The sequence below is a fragment of the Nocardia sp. NBC_01503 genome, assembly GCF_036327755.1.
In the GTDB taxonomy this organism is placed as follows: domain Bacteria; phylum Actinomycetota; class Actinomycetes; order Mycobacteriales; family Mycobacteriaceae; genus Nocardia.
In genome coordinates, this window is record NZ_CP109596.1 from 773588 (window position 1) to 788789 (window position 15202).

Here is a 15202-nt window from a genome sequence, read left to right on the forward strand (position 1 = left end):
CGATTGCTAGTGCCTTCGTTTGCAGCTCACGATCTGGGCTGTGGAGAGTGTGGTGACTGTTCATGACCAGCCTTGCCTGCCCGTCCTCGCAGCAGGCCGAACCGGCCGCCCCGTACGACCTCGCCGACCGGTATCGCTCCGGCGCCGGACCGGTCCTGTTGACCGGCGTGCAGGCCATCGCCCGGTTACTGGTGGAACAGCATGTCCGCGATATTCGCGCCGGTCGCCGCGTGGCGACCTTCGTCTCCGGATATCAGGGCAGCCCGCTGGGCGGTGTGGACAAGATGCTGCTGGGCATGCCGAATGTGCTTGCCGAACACGACATCACCTTCGTACCCGGTCTCAATGAGGAGCTCGCCGCCACCTCGGTCTGGGGCAGTCAGGCCGATCTGCCCGCCGGGCGCGCGACCCATGACGGGGTGGTCGGGGTCTGGTACGGCAAGGGACCCGGTGTCGACCGTGCCACCGATGCCATTCGGCACGCGAATATGTACGGGGTCAATGGCAGGGGCGGCGTGCTGCTGCTGGTCGGCGATGATCCGGCCTCGAAATCCTCCACCGTGCCCGCGGTGAGCGAGCGGTCGCTGGCGGCCATGGGTGTGCCGGTGCTGTTCCCGCGCAATGCCGAGGAGATCATCACCATGGGGATGGCGGGGGTGGCGCTCTCGCGAGCCTCCGGCTGTGTGGTGGCCATGAAGATTGTCGCCGATGTGGCGGACGGGGCCTGGACGGTGGACGCCTCGGTAGCCGATCTGCCACTGATCACTCCCGAAGTACTCTGGGAGGGAAAGCCTTTCGTCTACCGGCAGCGGCCCATGGCCGCGCCGACGGACAGCGTGCTGGCCGAAGCCGATCTGTACGGCCCCCGCTGGGCCATGGTGCGCGAATTCGGCGCGCTGAACGATATCGATGTCATCGAAGTGAACCCGGCCGATGCCAAGCTCGGAATCGCCGCCACCGGAACCACTTTCGACGCGGTCCGGCAGGCGCTGCTCGATCTCGGCGTGGATGACGCGGCCATGCATCGCGCCGGGATTCGACTACTGCGTATCGGAATGCCGTATCCCGTGGGATCGCAGCGGGTCACCGAATTCGCACGCGGACTCGAACAGGTCATCGTGGTGGAGGACAAGACCGCCTTCATCGAGACTCAGATTCGTGAAATCCTTTACGGCACAGTGGCTGCGCCGCAGATCGTCGGCAAGAAGGACGCGCGCGGCGCGCTGCTCATGCCCGCCGACGGCGAGCTGACCCCCGGGCGACTGCTCGGACCGCTGCGCCGGGTGCTGCGCGCCCATGTCGAGCTGAAAAGAGCCGCGCCCCCGCCACTTTCACTGGAGGTGCTCTCCGCCAAGCGGACCCCGTACTTCTGCAGCGGCTGCCCGCACAATCGCTCCACCGCCCTGCCCGAGGGGTCCATCGGCGGCGGCGGAATCGGCTGCCACACCCTGGTGACGCTCTCCGGTCGCGGTGACAGCGCGGTCACCGGGCTCACCCAGATGGGTGGCGAGGGCAGTCAGTGGATCGGCCAGGCGCCCTTCACCGATGTGCCGCATCTGTTCCAGAACATCGGCGACGGAACGTTCTTCCACTCCGGACAGCTGGCGGTGCAGGCGTGCGTGGCGGCCGGGGTGAATATCACCTACAAGCTGCTCTACAACGAGGTCGTCGCCATGACCGGCGCACAGGACGCCATCGGCATCCTGTCGGTCGCGCAGTTGACGCACAAGCTGACCACCGAGGGCGTCAAGCAGATCATCATCTGCGCCGACGAGCCCAAGCGGCACGATAGGCGGGCGCTGGCCAAGGGCACACTGCTGTGGCATCGCGATCGGCTCGACGAGGCGCAGCGGATACTGCGTGAGATCAAGGGCGTCACGGTGCTGATCTACGACCAGCACTGCGCGGCCGACGCGCGGCGGCAGCGCAAGCGCGGCACCCTGCCGGTGCGTAATACCCGCGTGGTGATCAACGAGGCGGTGTGTGAGGGCTGCGGTGATTGCGGGGTGAAGTCGAATTGCCTTTCGGTGCAACCGGTCGAGACGGAGTTCGGGCGTAAGACGCGGATCGATCAGACCTCCTGCAATACCGATTACAGCTGCCTGGACGGTGACTGCCCGTCGTTCGTGACGGTGGAAGTGACACCTGATAGCAAGGGGCGCGGTAAATCCCGCAAGCAGGCCGAGCCGCCGATGGTGTCCGATCCCGGCCTGGCCGCACCGCGGGGCACGCAGAATGTATTGCTCGCGGGCATCGGCGGCACCGGCATCGTGACGGTCAACCAGGTGCTGGCCACCGCCGCGCTGCGCGCCGGATACGAGGTGGAGAGCCTGGATCAGATCGGCCTGAGTCAGAAGGCGGGGCCGGTCATCTCGCATCTGCGCTTCTCCAGCACCGAATTGGAGCCGTCCAACCGGCTCACCCCCGGTAGCGCGGACTGCGTTATCGCCATCGACCTGCTGACCGCGGCCGATCCCAAGAACCTCCAGTACGCGAACCCGTCCGGCACGATCGCGATCGCCTCCACCAGCCGCACACCCACCGGCGATATGGTGTACGACAAGTCGGTCGCGTATCCGGAGACCCAGCCGCTACTGGATCGCCTTGCCGCGGTATCGAATTCGCTCAGCCATTTCGATGCGCTGGCAGCAGCCGAGAAGTTGTTCGGCAATACCGCAGCGGCGAACTTCCTGATGGTCGGCGCGGCCTTCCAGACAGGTGGACTTCGCCTACCCGCCGCCGCCATCGAGGAGGCCATCGGCATCAATGGTGTTGCGGTGGCGGCCAATATCGACGCGTTCCGCTGGGGACGAGTGGCTATCGCGGACCCCACCGCCTTCGCGGCGGCCGTCGAATCCGTTGCGCCGCAGCACACCCTGCCCGCCCTACCCGCGGAGCTGCTGACCGGCACCACCTTCGAGGGCGAGGTACGCCGCCTGGTCGAACTGCGCGCCAACGAGCTGGTGCGGTTCCAGAGCGCCAAGATCGCCCGCCGCTACCTCGATACCGTCCAATCCATCTGGGCCGCAGAGCGTTCGGTCACCGACCGCACCGACTTCAGCGAGGCGGTGGCACGCGGACTGCACAAGTTCACCGCCTACAAGGACGAGTACGAGGTGGCGCGCCTGCTGGTCGATCCGGCCTTCCTGGCGCAGGTGCGCGAACAGGTCCCCGGTGGCGAGAACCTCACCTACAAACTCCACCCACCCGTGCTGCGCGCACTGGGCCGTAAGAAGAAGATCGGCCTCACCCCGAAATCCCATGTGGCCCTGCGGCTTCTCGCCAAGGGGAAGGTTTTGCGCGGCACCCGCCTGGACCCCTTCGGCTACGCTCACGTCCGAAAAGTGGAGCGCGAACTGCTCTCCCACTACACCGGACTGATGCGCCAGCTGGCCGTCAGCCTGACCACGGACACCTACGACACCGCGGTCAAGGCCGCCGCCCTCCCCGACCTCGTGCGCGGCTACGAGGACGTGAAGCTCGCCAATGTCGAGCTGTACTGGAACGCCCTGCGCGACCTGGGCCTCGACAACCGCTGAGCAGCAAAACCCTGAACAGGCGGGCAACCCCCGCCATCCCGGCACGTCTTCGGCCGGGATCCACACCGGCAAACCCAGCCGGTTTCCGCAGTGAAGCGCCGCCACGAACGGCATCGAGAGAGGAATGGATTGTGACTGCAATGCACACCGAGACAGGCGTTTTCGGGCGCTCGCACGAGGTGAGCTCGCGGGCTCATGAGCAGGTCGTGTTCTGCGAGGACGACAAGACGGGGCTGAAGGCGATCATCGCCATCCACTCGACCGCCTTGGGTCCCGCACTCGGTGGCACCCGATTCTATCCGTATGCCGATGAGTCGGCCGCGCTGCAAGATGTGCTGCGACTGTCGTGGGGTATGACCTACAAGGCCGCTGCCGCCGGGGTCGATCTGGGTGGCGGCAAGGCCGTCATCATCGGTGATCCGGCCGTCGCCAAGACCGAGGAGCTGCTCGCGGCGTACGCGCGGTTCGTGAATACCCTTGGCGGGCGGTACATCACGGCGGGCGATGTCGGCACGAACACCGACGACCTCGACATCATCGGAAAGCACACGCCGTTCGTGACCGGACGCAGCGCTGCCGCGGGCGGTTCCGGTGACAGCGCCCGGCTGACCGCGCTCGGCGTCTTTCACTCCATGCGCGCCGGAGCCGAATCCGTCTGGGGCACAGCCTCACTCGCCAACCGCACGGTAGGCGTCGAGGGTGCGGGCAAGGTCGGCAGCGAACTCATCGGCATGCTGCTGGCCGATGGCGCGGAGGTCTGCGTCACCGATGTGAACGATGTCGCCCTGCAACGCGTTTCCCAGGTGCACCCCTCGGTCCGGCTGCTCAGCACCGTATCCACCGCACCCGTCGACGTGTACGCCCCCTGCGCTCTCGGCGGTACCCTCACCGCGTCCAGCGCCGAGGCCATCGAGGCCAAACTCGTCTGCGGAGCGGCCAACAACCAGCTCGCGACCCCGGATATCGAGCACGCGCTCAATGAGCGCGGCATTACCTGGGTCCCCGATTTCGTCGCCAATGCCGGCGGCCTCATGCAGGTGGCGGGCGAACTGCGCACCGCCGATCCGGCCGCCATCGAAGCCGATGTGACGGCCATCTACGACCGCTGCCGCGACATCATCACGGCGGCAAAGGCTTCCGGCATCGGTACGGGCGCGGCGGCGAATCGATTCGCCGAGCGGCGCCTCGATGCCATCCCGCGGTCGATCTGACCGCGACGCCGGAGTTTCAAGGAGGAGACCAGAAGTGGCGATCACCAGCGGATTATTCCGCACCAAATCAGTTGAACAGTCGATCCGGGACACCGATGATCCGGATGCCAAGTTACGCAAGGATCTGACGGCCAAGGACCTCACTGTCTTCGGTGTCGCCGTGGTCATCGGTGCGGGCATCTTCACCCTCACCGCGCGGACGGCGGGAACCGTTGCGGGGCCGTCGGTCTCGCTCGCCTTCGTCTTCGCGGCGATCGCGTGCGGGCTGACCGCGCTCTGCTACGCCGAATTCGCCTCGACGGTGCCGGTAGCGGGTAGCGCGTACACCTTCGCGTACGCGACCTTCGGCGAGATCATCGCGTGGATCATCGGCTGGGATCTGATTCTGGAGTTCGCGCTCGCGGTCTCGGTGGTGGCCAAGGGGTGGTCGCAGTATCTCGGTGAGGTGCTCGGCTCCCGGCCGCCCATCCTGGAGCTGGGTTCGATCCACTTCGATTGGGGCGCGGTGCTCATCATCGCCGCGGTCGGCGTGCTGCTGGCCACCGGAACCAAGCTCTCCTCGCGGGTCTCGGCCATCGCGGTCGCCATCAAGCTGGCCGTCATCGCCCTGGTCCTGGTGGTCGGCGCGACCTACTTCAAGGCCTCCAACCTGACCCCGTACATTCCGCCGTCGCAGCCGTCCGAGAAGGCGGGCGGAGTACATCAGTCGCTGTTCAGCTTCCTGACCGGTTCCGGCGGCACCAGCTTCGGCTGGTACGGCCTGCTGGCCGCCGCCAGCCTGGTGTTCTTCGCCTTCATCGGATTCGATGTCGTGGCCACCACCGCCGAGGAGGTGCGCGATCCGCAGCGCAATGTGCCGCGCGGCATCTTCGGCTCGCTGGCCATCGTGACAGTGCTCTATGTCGCGGTCTCGCTGGTGCTCACCGGAATGGTCCCCTACACTGCGCTCTCGAGCGGAAATGCCACCCTGGCAACGGCTTTCGCCATCCACGGCGATATGTGGGTGAAGAACATCATCTCCGTCGGCGCGCTGGCGGGCCTGTCCACCGTGGTCATGGTCATGTTCCTGGGCCAGACCCGGGTGCTCTTCGCCATGGCCCGCGACGGCCTGCTCCCCCGCGGTCTCGCGCATACCGGCAAGCACGGCACCCCGGTCCGCCTGACCGTCATCGTCGGTATCGCCTGTGCCCTGCTCGCCGGTTTCGTCGACTTCGGCACCCTCGAGGAAATGGTCAATATCGGCACCCTGGTCGCCTTCGTCCTGGTGTCGATCGGCGTCCCCATCCTGCGCCGCACCCGCCCGGACCTGAAGCGCGGCTTCCGCGTTCCGCTCGTCCCCCTGGTTCCGATCCTGGCCGCCCTGGCCTGCCTGTGGCTCATGCTCAACCTGTCCATCGAGACCTGGCTGCGCTTCGTGATCTGGATGGCGGTGGGCGTTGTCGTCTACTTCGCCTACAGCCGAAAGCATTCGGTGCTGCGCAAGCAGACCGCGGCCGAGACGCCCGAGGCGACGCCCGTCAGCTAGCCGTCCAGCACACCGGTGAGGGTGCGAATCATCCTGATGAGGGGGATGATTCGCGCCCTCGTGGTCGTTCAGCCGGTAGCGGATCCCGGGTTCGGGACGGATGCGACGGCCGCCGTGATCCCGGCCAGGATGACGCGCAAACCGTGCTCGTACTCCCGGTCGTTGTCGGCGGTGGCGAAATCGGTGACCATGCGGGCGGTGCGCGGATAGCGGGCGGGGTCCACCGCTACGCCGAGATGGTCGGCGGTATAGGGGTTTTCGCGGTACTCCGTCCCGGTGCGCGCCTGCTCCTCGATGACGAAGCCGGTGGTGTAGTGCAGCAGGATCGGGAAGACGCGTTCGGCCGCGAGCCGATCCAGGCCCGCGTCCTCCAGCGTGCGCAGTGTCAATTCCACCGTGCGCCACATGGATTCATCACTGATGAAGGTTCCGGCGGCGACCCGCGCGCCATCGCGATAGCGCAGCATGGATTGCCGCAGGCGTGCGGCGAGGTGGATCAGCCAGTCCTGCCAGCCCTCATCGCGCCGCGGCGCCTCCAGACCGGCCACGGCGTCGACGAAGATGTGCTGCGCCATGGCGTCGAGCAGTTCGCGCTTGTTCTTCACATGCCAATACAGCGCGGGCGCTTGCACATTCAGTGCCGCCGCGACCTTGCGCATGGTCAGGCCGTCCAGCCCGGCCTCGTCCAGCAGGTCCAGGGCGGCCACGGCAATGGCGTTGCCATCGAGCTTCACGGCCGGTTTCTCGCTCACGGTTGACACCTTAACAGCGTTCTGTTTTCCTTAACGGCGTTAAAGGCTTAACGTTGTTAAGGAGAAGGTCATGGCCACCACGGATGTCGTCATCGCAGGTAGCGGTCCCACCGGACTCATGCTCGCCACCGAACTGCGGCTGGCCGGAGTCCAGGTGACCCTGGTCGACGCACTCCCCGCCCGCACCGGCGAATCGCGCGCCGGCGGCATTCACGCCCGCAGTATGGAGATCCTCGATCAGCGCGGAATCCTGGGCCGACTATTACCGCAGGGCCGTCAGATGCAGGCCGGGCACTTCGGCGGACTCGCACTGAACTTCGCCGACTTCGATACCGATCACCCGTACATGCTCGCGGTGCTGCAATCGATCATGGAACGCGAACTCGAGGGCCGCGCAGACGAATTGGGCGTCAATACCCAGTGGGGCTCGCCCGTCATCGGCTTCCACCAGGATGACGCGGGCATCGAGGTCGAGATCGGCGGTGCGCGACCGCGCACCCTCCGGGCCGCGTTCCTGGTCGGCTGCGACGGCGGCCGCAGTTCGGTGCGCAAGATCGCCGGCATCGACTTCTCCGGCACCGATGCCACCGCGACCGGCATGATCGCCGATGCGGAGCTCGCCGATCCGCCCGCCCAGCCGTTCTTCGCCCGGCGCGGGGTCTCCGGCGACTACTCCGTCATACAGTTCCAGCCCGGCTGGTACCGGCTGATCCTGCAACGCCACGACCTGGTGCTGCCGCGCGGCACCGAATTGAGCTTCGAGGATTTCCGCGCCAATTTCATCGAACTCGCGGGCACCGACTACGGCATGCACAGCCCGCGCTGGGTCACCCACTACGGTGACGCCGCGCGCCAGGCCGTGCGATACCGCGCCGGACGGGTCTTCCTCGCGGGCGATGCCGCGCATATCCACTTCCCCGCGGGGGGTCAGGGTCAGAACCTCGGCATCCAGGACGCGGTGAACCTGGGCTGGAAGCTGGCCGCCGCCGTGCGCGGCACCGCACCCGAAACCCTTTTCGATACCTACGAATCCGAGCGTCATCCGATCGCCGAGCGGGTGCTGCACAACACCCGTGCGCAGACCGCCCTGATGCGCCCGGGCGCACACACCGACGCCCTGCGCGATGTCATGAGCGATCTCGTCGAACTCCCCGAGGTCCGGCACCGCCTGGGCCTCATGATCACCGCCCTGGATATCGACTACGACACCAAATGCGCTCACCCCCTCGCGGGCCGCCGCATGCCCGACGCCGTGCTGATCACCAGCACCTGCGCCACGCGCTTCTTCGAACTGTGCCGCCGCGCTCACCCGATCCTGTTGCTGCTCAACCGAACCCCCGCACCCACCCTGCCGACCGGTTTCGAGCACATCGATATCGTCACCGCCGACACCCCGGCGGCCACCTGGACCCTCCCCGGCGTCGGCGGGATCCCCACCCCCGCCGCGGTCCTGATCCGCCCCGACGGCTATGTCGCCTGGGCCACCGACGAGCCCGGCGCCGACGGGCTCGCCGAGGCGCTCGCCACCTGGTTCGGCGCGACCGCCTGAGCCGCGGGCTCTAGGCTGAGCGCGTGCGCATCATCGACCTGTCGGTCCCGTTGCGGACCGGAATGCCCGTCTATCCCGGCGATCCCGAAGTGAATATCCACACGGCCCTGACCGTCGCCGCCGACGGGGTGAATGTGCTGCATGTGGATATGGGATCGCAGACGGGGACGCATGTGGACGCGCCCTTCCATATCGATGACGCGCTACCTACGCTCGATGCCCTACCGCTGGAGCGATTCGTGGGACCGGCGGTGGTGATCGACGCACGCGGGCTCGAGCCGCGCACGGCGATCGGCCGGGAATATTTCGAGGAGAAGGTCCAGCCGGGGCTGATCGTGTTCATCGCCACCGGCTGGTCGCGGCACTGGGGAACACCCGATTACCTGGCACATCCGTATCTGGATCCCGAGGCCGCCGCCTATCTGGTCGAGGCCGGGATCAGGACCGTCGGGATCGATACGCTCAGCGTGGATCCGACTCCGGCACAAGACATTCCGTCGCATAGAATCCTGTGCGGCGCGCACACTGTGATCGCCGAGAACCTCACCGCGCTGGACGAGGTGCTGGCCGAACAACGGCTGGGCCGGCGCGTGGAGGCCTCCCTACTTCCCCTGAACCTGCCAGGCGCGGACGGAGCGCCCGTGCGAGCTATCGCTCGCATCGGGTTGTGACGGGTACAGCACTGTATCGGATTATGTGGCGCGGCCCACTTGATCTTCGTAGACTCCAGGGAGCACGGGGGAGGTCGGGGCCCCCGATCCGAGCTCGATCAAGGAAGACCTTTACGTGAAGCGCTGTACCGTAACAACCCTGCTGGCCACGGCTGCCATTCTGAGCGCCGCCCCCGCAGTCGCCTCCGCGGAGATCACTCTCACCGATACCTCCACGACCACGACGACCAATGACGATCCCATGACCGCCGAGGTCACCGGATCGGCGTCCGGATCGGCCAAGACCGGCAGCTCGGGCGGGCTCGCGACCACCGGCTCCACCGGCACCGGCTCGTTCGGCCTGCCCAATCTGGACAAGATGCTGCTCGGCGATTACAAGACGCTGTGCGCCGTCACCGGTAGCGCCTCCACCGTGCTGGGCAAGGCCGGATTCGGCTGCGACAGCCTGAACGGCAAGGGCAGTCTGGGATTGCCCACCCTGTAGCGCGAACCCGCCCGGCAGCATGATCGAGGCTGCCGGGCGCGGAGATCGAGCGCATGAAGAAGGGGCACCGGCTACGCGCCGGTGCCCCTTCTTCATGTTCGTGATCAGCGGTTGTCGTCGGCGTTGCCGGCCTTCCACTGCGCCCACGGGATATTCCAGTCACCCAGGCCGTCGGTTCCGGGCAGGATGTCGCCCACCGTGTTCTTCACAATCGTGATGTCACCGCGCTTGGAATTCTCGTACACCCAGCGCGCGTCCGCCGGACTCAGGTTCAGGCAGCCGTGACTGGTATTGCTGTAGCCCTGCTGGCCGACCGACCACGGTGCGGAGTGGAAGAAGATGCCGGAGTAGGAGATTCGCGTCGCCCAGTCCACCGGCGTCTTGTAACCCTGCGGCGAGTTCACTGCCACACCGTAGGTGGAGGAATCCATGATGATCTTCTCGAAGCGGTCGCCGACGATATAGATGCCGTTGTTGGTGGGGCTGGAATCCTTCCCCATCGAGGTCGGCATGGTCTTGACAACCTGACCGTTCTTCTCGACGGTCACCATCTTGGTGTTGTCGTCGGCGGAAAAGACGGTCGCCTCACCGATGGTGAAGTTCGAGGTGATGTCCGTATCACCGACCAGGCCGTTGCCCAGATCCTTGCCGTACACGTTCACCGCGATATCGACCTTGGTGCCCGGAGCCCAGAAATGCTCGGGCCGCCAACGCACCTCACGATTGTTCACCCAGTAGAAGGCGCCCTCGACCGCCGGGGTCGTAGTGATCTTGATCGCATTCTGGGCGGCCTTGCGGTCCGGAATGTTCTCGTCGAACTGCACCGCCACCGGCTGGCCGATACCGACGACCTCGTTCTCCGCGGGCAGCAGATACGGGTGCGTGCGATTGTTCGGCGAGATTGTGGTGAAGGTCATGGTCGAGTTGCTCGCACCACCCAGGCCGATGGCATCCACCGACAGCTTGTAACTGCGCGCGAAACCCAACTGCTCGGTCAACTTCCAGGACAAGCCGTCCTTGGCGAGCTCGCCGCCGACCGGCTTACCCTCCGGATTGGTGAGCGTCACATTGGTGAGCTTGCCGTCCTGCACCTGCAACACCAGCGGGTCACCGGGCGAGACGCCCTTCTGACCATCCTTGATCGGCGACACCAGCTTCGGCTTCACCAGTTCGCTCACCGGGTTGGAATCGATTGCGACAGAAGAGGAATCCTTCGACGAATTCCCCGAGGAGCACCCCACCAGCGCCATCGCCAGCACGGAAAGAACGGCAACGGATCCCCGCCACTGCTTCATATACAACCCCACTCCATGTCTAGTGCGTAGTCGGCCCCGAAGGCTTCGACCCCGACCACGCCTGCTCGACCACCACGCCCGCGGGGTTCGGTCGAGACCACGCCTCGATCATTCTGCCAGGCAGCATGGACCCACCACACGCCGATACCACCCGCCCCCGCAGGGCTCGACCGGTTCATCCGTACCGGACCCCGATTCGTTAACACTGCGCAGCGAGTTCGTCGAAGTCGCCAAAAACGCAGCTCAAGGGGGCGATTTCACATTTCATCGCAGAGCCTGTTAATGTTCTTTCCGCACCGCAGAGAGGCCAACACCGACAGGGAGAGGCCAGGACGCAAAGCATGCGCCATTAGCTCAATTGGCAGAGCAGCTGACTCTTAATCAGCGGGTTCGGGGTTCAAGTCCCTGATGGCGCACAAAACGAAGGGCTGGGGTTCGGTTCGACTACGAACCCCGGCCCTTTCGTGCGTGCTCTGCCTGGTGGTGGTCATCCCCGAATCGTAGCGCGTTCCCCCCGGTCGTACACATCTTCCGCAACCCCCTTGCCAACTTCGGCACAGGGGGTTTTGTCATGAGTGGGCAAGCCTCCCCGGCCGACCTGTTCGATGCGGTCTACTACGCCTCGACGGTGATCACGCTCGGCGCTGATCCCGATCGGCCCGGATGCGCTGTAGCCCATACGTTCCACACCGACGACGCCCCGGCCGCGCTGCCGGTGTCGATCGCGGTCGCCAAGCTCCGCGAGCTTGCCGACGAACTGGAGCGGGGCGCGGCATGACGCGCCGCCCCGCCATTCGACGCCCTACGCCCCTGCCTCGCTGCCCGATGTGCGAGCGCCCCTATCACCCCCGTGCCCGGGTTCCCCGGTTGCCTACGGGCGAGATATGGCGCTGTGCGGACTGTCGCAACGGCGGTGGGTCCGACTCCCGCCCGCGCCCGGTGTCCCGTCCTGGGCACGGGTGGGCATCAGTAACGCGATGGGGTGATGCCGTCCCCGAATAGCCGTGACTCTCCGGCGTTCTCAGGCAAGTCCGCCGCTAACCAACTTGCTCCGGTACGTGCTCACTCAACTAATCCCGTGCGAACCGGCGTACGGCTCACCCGACTCGACTGATCCCCGTGGACGGTGGGACATACCGAAAGCCCTTGTGTCACACCAGACACGGGGCCAGAGGCGTTGGGGACGCAAACGGTGAGCGGAAAAACTGGGTGGCGGCGCTGGGTGGCGACCAGCGCTCCGGAATATCCCTACCCATTCCCGAATATCTATGCACCACAACGGAATCGAGTAACCAAATGGCAACCGATACCCCTAGTGAACTGACACAGGTTCTAGTAGTGCAGACACCCCCGGACAAGCTCACCCCTGCACCACAACCGAACTCAGCCCGATCCGGCCGACTCGCACCGGCCGACCGCATCGGCATACCCGGACACATCATCATCGGCGAACTGGGCGAGCGGCCCGGCCCGGCACCGAAACACGTTGGGCCGCCGCCGGTCGCCGTCGCCCCGGTCCCGCTGCCCGCGCCGGTGGTGGAGTGATGGGGCAATGGGCGGGCCGCCGCGCCGCCGCACTGCGCGCGGCGACCCTGGCCGAATACGGCGATATCTGCCACCTGTGCGGACGGCCGGGAGCGACCACCGCGGATCACCTGATTCCACGCAGCAAAGGCGGACCCGACTCGCTGGACAACCTTCGCCCGGCGCATCACTCGTGCAACTCCGCGCGCGGTGCGCAGCCACTCGCCGACTGGCGCGCCCAGCGCGCGGCGCGGCGCGCCCCTCAACTCGCACCCTCCCGGAAGTGGTGAGCAGCAATGGAGCTGGAGATAGAGACCTTCTGCCGTCTGTGTGGCGCACCGCTGGCCTGGCGGTATATCGAACATAACTGGCTGGTGCCGCTGGACGTGGAGCCCAGCGAGAACGGCACGGTGGCAGTGAGCACGGACAACATCGGCCACACCCTCGAGGGCACGGCGCTGGCGACCTCGCGTACCTGTGGGGTGCCCCCGCTCTACACCCTGCACCAGCCCGGCCCCGGCTGCCCGGACCTGTGCATCAGCGGCGGCACGGAGAGCTGAGTCATGGCGTGGTTCGACCACTACGAGACGTGCCACCACATCGGCGCACGCTGGCGGCCCCGCTGCGAGTGCGGCTGGTGCGTCGATTGCGTCCGTATGCGCGCGAATGGCCCCGGTTCTTTGGCTGGTGGCCCCCAGGACACCCCGCGCCCAGTGTCCATTTTCCCCGGCCCCCAACACAACCGGGGTAGGTACACAGAAAAACCGCAGGTCAGACACGCAATAGGAAGGATATGACCATGCCGCGCAGACCATCGCGGGCGCCGGAGGACGGGCAGGCGTCCCTGCTCCCGGACTTGCCCGACGACCAGGCGGTGATCCGTCCCGCGCCCGGCCGCCACTCCGCCGCCGCTGAATCGGCCATCTCTGCCGAGATCGCCGACGGCACGCTGACCGAGCGCGACGCCGCCACGCTCGCGCTGGTCCGGGCAGGCATGTGGGCGCTGGACACGTTCGAGGCGCAGAACAAACCCTATGGTCCGGCGAAGATCGTGAACCCAATCCTGGACGCGCTCAAAGAACTTCGCATGACGCCGGAAACCCGCGCCGCCGCGCAGACCGACGCCCTACAGGAGCTGCTTCGTGAACTCGCTACCCCCGACACCGCCGCCCCGATTCGCGACGAAGCGTGACCCGTCGCGGCGCACCTTCGGCGGATCGGTCGCCAAGGTGTCGGCCGCGATGGGCCAGCCGCTCATGCCCTGGCAACGCCAAGTAGCGGACACCGCTCTCGAGGTGGACGCCGCCGGGCGGTACGTGCATCCGCTCGTGGTGATCTCCGTACCGCGCCAGTCCGGCAAGACGACTCTTGTCCTGGCGAATGCGGTGCACCGCTGCATCTCCCGGCCGACCGGGCGTGCCTGGCACACCGCGCAGACTGGGCAGGATGCGCGCGACCAGTGGCGCGAAATGGCGAACCGGTTACTGCGCTCACCGCTCGCGCCGCTCGTGTCCGTGAAGTGGGGCGCGGGTGATTCGCGAATGATCTTCACCCACACCGGGTCGGAGCTGCGCCCGCACCCGCCGACGGTAGATGCCTTGCACGGCAAGCAATCCGACCTCAACGACATTGACGAGGGATGGGTGTTCACCGATGCCCAGGGCGCGAACCTCATGCAGGCCATCGTGCCGACCCAGGCCACGCGGCCGGGCGCGCAGACCATCATCCTGTCCACGATGGGCACGGCGGAATCCACATGGTTCCATGGGCTTTCGGACCGGGGCCGCGCCGGTGATCCGGCGGTCTGCTACTTCGAATGGTCGATACCCGACGACGCGGACCCGCTCGACCTGGCGGCCGTGTCCGCCGCTCACCCCGCCTACGGGCACACCATCGATATGTCCGCCCTCGAGCGGGCGCGTGATCAGCTGGGCGACAAGCCCGGCGAGTTCGCCCGCGCCTACGGCAACCGGCGCACCGGCGCGGGCGAGCGGCTCATACCGCCCGCTGTGTTCAATGCGGCGCAGACCGACGAGGCGATTCCGGCCGATGCGCGCCCGGCGTTCGGCGCGGCCGTGGCGATCGATCGCAGCGAGACCGCGATCGTTGCCGCCGCGCCCGGCCCCGACGGCGTGCCCGTGGTGGAGCTGATCGACTGCCGCCCCGGCGTGCGATGGGCGGCCGGGCGGATGCGCGAACTCGCAGAGCGCCACCGTAACCACGGTGTCGCGATCGACCGGGGCGGGCCGTCGGCAACGCTCGCGGACGAACTCGCGGTGTCGGGCCTGGAGCTGTTGCCGATCGGTACCCGTGAGGTCTGCGCGGCGGCGGCGAACCTGCTCGACCGCCTGGCCCCGGCCGAAGGTGGGTCACCGCGGATTCGGTTCCGCACAGATCCGGCGTTCTCGGCCGCCGCCGATATCGTCGCCAAGCGCACGGTCGGCGACGCCTTCGCTTTCGCGCGCCGCGCGTCCGGGTCGATCGCGTCCATGGAAGCGGCATCGCTCGCGGCGTGGGCGCTCGACCACCAGGCCGCCCCGACCGCCGCGCCGCTGGTGGTGTTCGGATGAGCGCGCACCTATTCCGGACAGACGCGACCGACAGCACCGCGCTCACGGTGTGCGAATGCGGCTGGCGCTACCTGGGCGCGAA

General features: G+C 66.8%; 14 protein-coding genes and 1 tRNA gene. 13 read left to right on the forward strand and 2 right to left on the reverse strand.

All coding sequences use genetic code 11. The features are described from left to right. The first annotated feature begins 62 nt into the window (after positions 1-62). The 3 genes from OHB26_RS03565 (at position 63) to OHB26_RS03575 (ending at position 6275) form a co-directional block, all read left to right on the forward strand. Entirely contained in the window at positions 63-3539 is a 3477-nt protein-coding gene (locus tag OHB26_RS03565; protein WP_330182802.1) for an indolepyruvate ferredoxin oxidoreductase family protein, read from the forward strand. 140 nt (positions 3540-3679) lie between these two features. Next, positions 3680-4750 carry a Glu/Leu/Phe/Val family dehydrogenase gene (locus OHB26_RS03570; RefSeq protein ID WP_330182803.1) on the forward strand — a complete coding sequence of 357 codons (1071 nt, stop codon included), beginning with the start codon at positions 3680-3682 and terminating at the stop codon, positions 4748-4750. Continuing rightward, positions 4728-6275, forward strand: a complete 1548-nt coding sequence (locus tag OHB26_RS03575; RefSeq protein ID WP_442942849.1) for an amino acid permease — start codon at positions 4728-4730, stop codon at positions 6273-6275. The genes OHB26_RS03570 and OHB26_RS03575 overlap by 23 nt, the downstream gene beginning before the upstream one ends. 68 nt (positions 6276-6343) lie before the next feature. On the opposite strand, the gene OHB26_RS03580 is transcribed toward OHB26_RS03575, so the two are convergent. After that, the gene (locus OHB26_RS03580) at positions 6344-7027 is read right to left on the reverse strand and encodes a TetR/AcrR family transcriptional regulator C-terminal domain-containing protein (protein ID WP_330182805.1); all 684 of its coding nucleotides are present in this window, start codon (positions 7025-7027) and stop codon (positions 6344-6346) included. A 70-nt stretch (positions 7028-7097) separates the two neighbouring features. Here OHB26_RS03580 and OHB26_RS03585 point away from each other — a divergent pair, with 70 nt between their 5' ends. From OHB26_RS03585 to OHB26_RS03595, 3 genes are all read left to right on the forward strand, one after another. Further along, positions 7098-8576: an FAD-dependent monooxygenase gene (locus OHB26_RS03585; RefSeq protein WP_330182806.1), complete on the forward strand. Its 1479-nt coding sequence runs from the start codon at positions 7098-7100 to the stop codon at positions 8574-8576. 23 nt (positions 8577-8599) lie between these two features. After that, a complete protein-coding gene (locus OHB26_RS03590) occupies positions 8600-9247 on the forward strand; it encodes a cyclase family protein (RefSeq protein WP_330182807.1) in 648 nt (215 codons plus the stop codon). Between the two features lie 115 nt (positions 9248-9362). Further along, on the forward strand, positions 9363-9731 hold the full coding sequence (locus OHB26_RS03595; protein ID WP_330182808.1) for a hypothetical protein: 369 nt from the start codon (positions 9363-9365) through the stop codon (positions 9729-9731). A gap of 104 nt (positions 9732-9835) precedes the next feature. On the opposite strand, the gene OHB26_RS03600 is transcribed toward OHB26_RS03595, so the two are convergent. Continuing rightward, positions 9836-11026 carry a L,D-transpeptidase gene (locus OHB26_RS03600; RefSeq protein ID WP_330182809.1) on the reverse strand — a complete coding sequence of 397 codons (1191 nt, stop codon included), beginning with the start codon at positions 11024-11026 and terminating at the stop codon, positions 9836-9838. Between the two features lie 343 nt (positions 11027-11369). Between OHB26_RS03600 and OHB26_RS03605 the strand changes: the two genes are divergently transcribed. The 7 genes from OHB26_RS03605 to OHB26_RS03635 all read left to right on the forward strand — a co-directional run bounded on the left by OHB26_RS03605 (position 11370) and on the right by OHB26_RS03635 (position 15120). After that, a tRNA-Lys gene (locus OHB26_RS03605) sits at positions 11370-11442 on the forward strand. A gap of 155 nt (positions 11443-11597) precedes the next feature. Continuing rightward, positions 11598-11804 carry a hypothetical protein gene (locus OHB26_RS03610; protein WP_330182810.1) on the forward strand — a complete coding sequence of 69 codons (207 nt, stop codon included), beginning with the start codon at positions 11598-11600 and terminating at the stop codon, positions 11802-11804. A gap of 560 nt (positions 11805-12364) precedes the next feature. Next, a complete protein-coding gene (locus OHB26_RS03615) occupies positions 12365-12571 on the forward strand; it encodes a hypothetical protein (RefSeq protein ID WP_330182811.1) in 207 nt (68 codons plus the stop codon). Further along, positions 12571-12840: an HNH endonuclease gene (locus OHB26_RS03620; RefSeq protein ID WP_330182812.1), complete on the forward strand. Its 270-nt coding sequence runs from the start codon at positions 12571-12573 to the stop codon at positions 12838-12840. Before OHB26_RS03615 ends, OHB26_RS03620 begins: the two co-directional genes overlap by 1 nt. A 6-nt stretch (positions 12841-12846) precedes the next feature. Next, the gene (locus OHB26_RS03625; RefSeq protein ID WP_330182813.1) at positions 12847-13110 is read left to right on the forward strand and encodes a hypothetical protein; all 264 of its coding nucleotides are present in this window, start codon (positions 12847-12849) and stop codon (positions 13108-13110) included. A 233-nt stretch (positions 13111-13343) separates the two neighbouring features. Beyond that, positions 13344-13742 (forward strand): hypothetical protein, encoded by a 399-nt coding sequence (locus OHB26_RS03630; protein WP_330182814.1) that lies wholly within the window; start codon positions 13344-13346, stop codon positions 13740-13742. After that, positions 13693-15120, forward strand: coding sequence for a terminase large subunit domain-containing protein (locus tag OHB26_RS03635; RefSeq protein ID WP_330182815.1), 1428 nt, complete (start codon positions 13693-13695; stop codon positions 15118-15120). Before OHB26_RS03630 ends, OHB26_RS03635 begins: the two co-directional genes overlap by 50 nt. The last annotated feature ends 82 nt before the right edge of the window (positions 15121-15202 follow it).

Excerpts from the sequence above, each read along its gene's own strand:
- OHB26_RS03570 (WP_330182803.1), top strand. The coding sequence starts at position 3,680 with ATGCACACCGAGACAGGCGTTTTCGGGCGCTCGCACGAGGTGAGCTCG.
- OHB26_RS03565 (WP_330182802.1), top strand. The coding sequence starts at position 63 with ATGACCAGCCTTGCCTGCCCGTCCTCGCAGCAGGCCGAACCGGCCGCC.
- OHB26_RS03575 (WP_442942849.1), top strand. The coding sequence starts at position 4,728 with ATGCCATCCCGCGGTCGATCTGACCGCGACGCCGGAGTTTCAAGGAGG.
- OHB26_RS03610 (WP_330182810.1), top strand. The coding sequence starts at position 11,598 with ATGAGTGGGCAAGCCTCCCCGGCCGACCTGTTCGATGCGGTCTACTAC.
- OHB26_RS03630 (WP_330182814.1), top strand. The coding sequence starts at position 13,344 with ATGACCATGCCGCGCAGACCATCGCGGGCGCCGGAGGACGGGCAGGCG.
- OHB26_RS03600 (WP_330182809.1), bottom strand. The coding sequence starts at position 11,026 with ATGAAGCAGTGGCGGGGATCCGTTGCCGTTCTTTCCGTGCTGGCGATG.
- OHB26_RS03620 (WP_330182812.1), top strand. The coding sequence starts at position 12,571 with ATGGGGCAATGGGCGGGCCGCCGCGCCGCCGCACTGCGCGCGGCGACC.
- OHB26_RS03625 (WP_330182813.1), top strand. The coding sequence starts at position 12,847 with ATGGAGCTGGAGATAGAGACCTTCTGCCGTCTGTGTGGCGCACCGCTG.
- OHB26_RS03585 (WP_330182806.1), top strand. The coding sequence starts at position 7,098 with ATGGCCACCACGGATGTCGTCATCGCAGGTAGCGGTCCCACCGGACTC.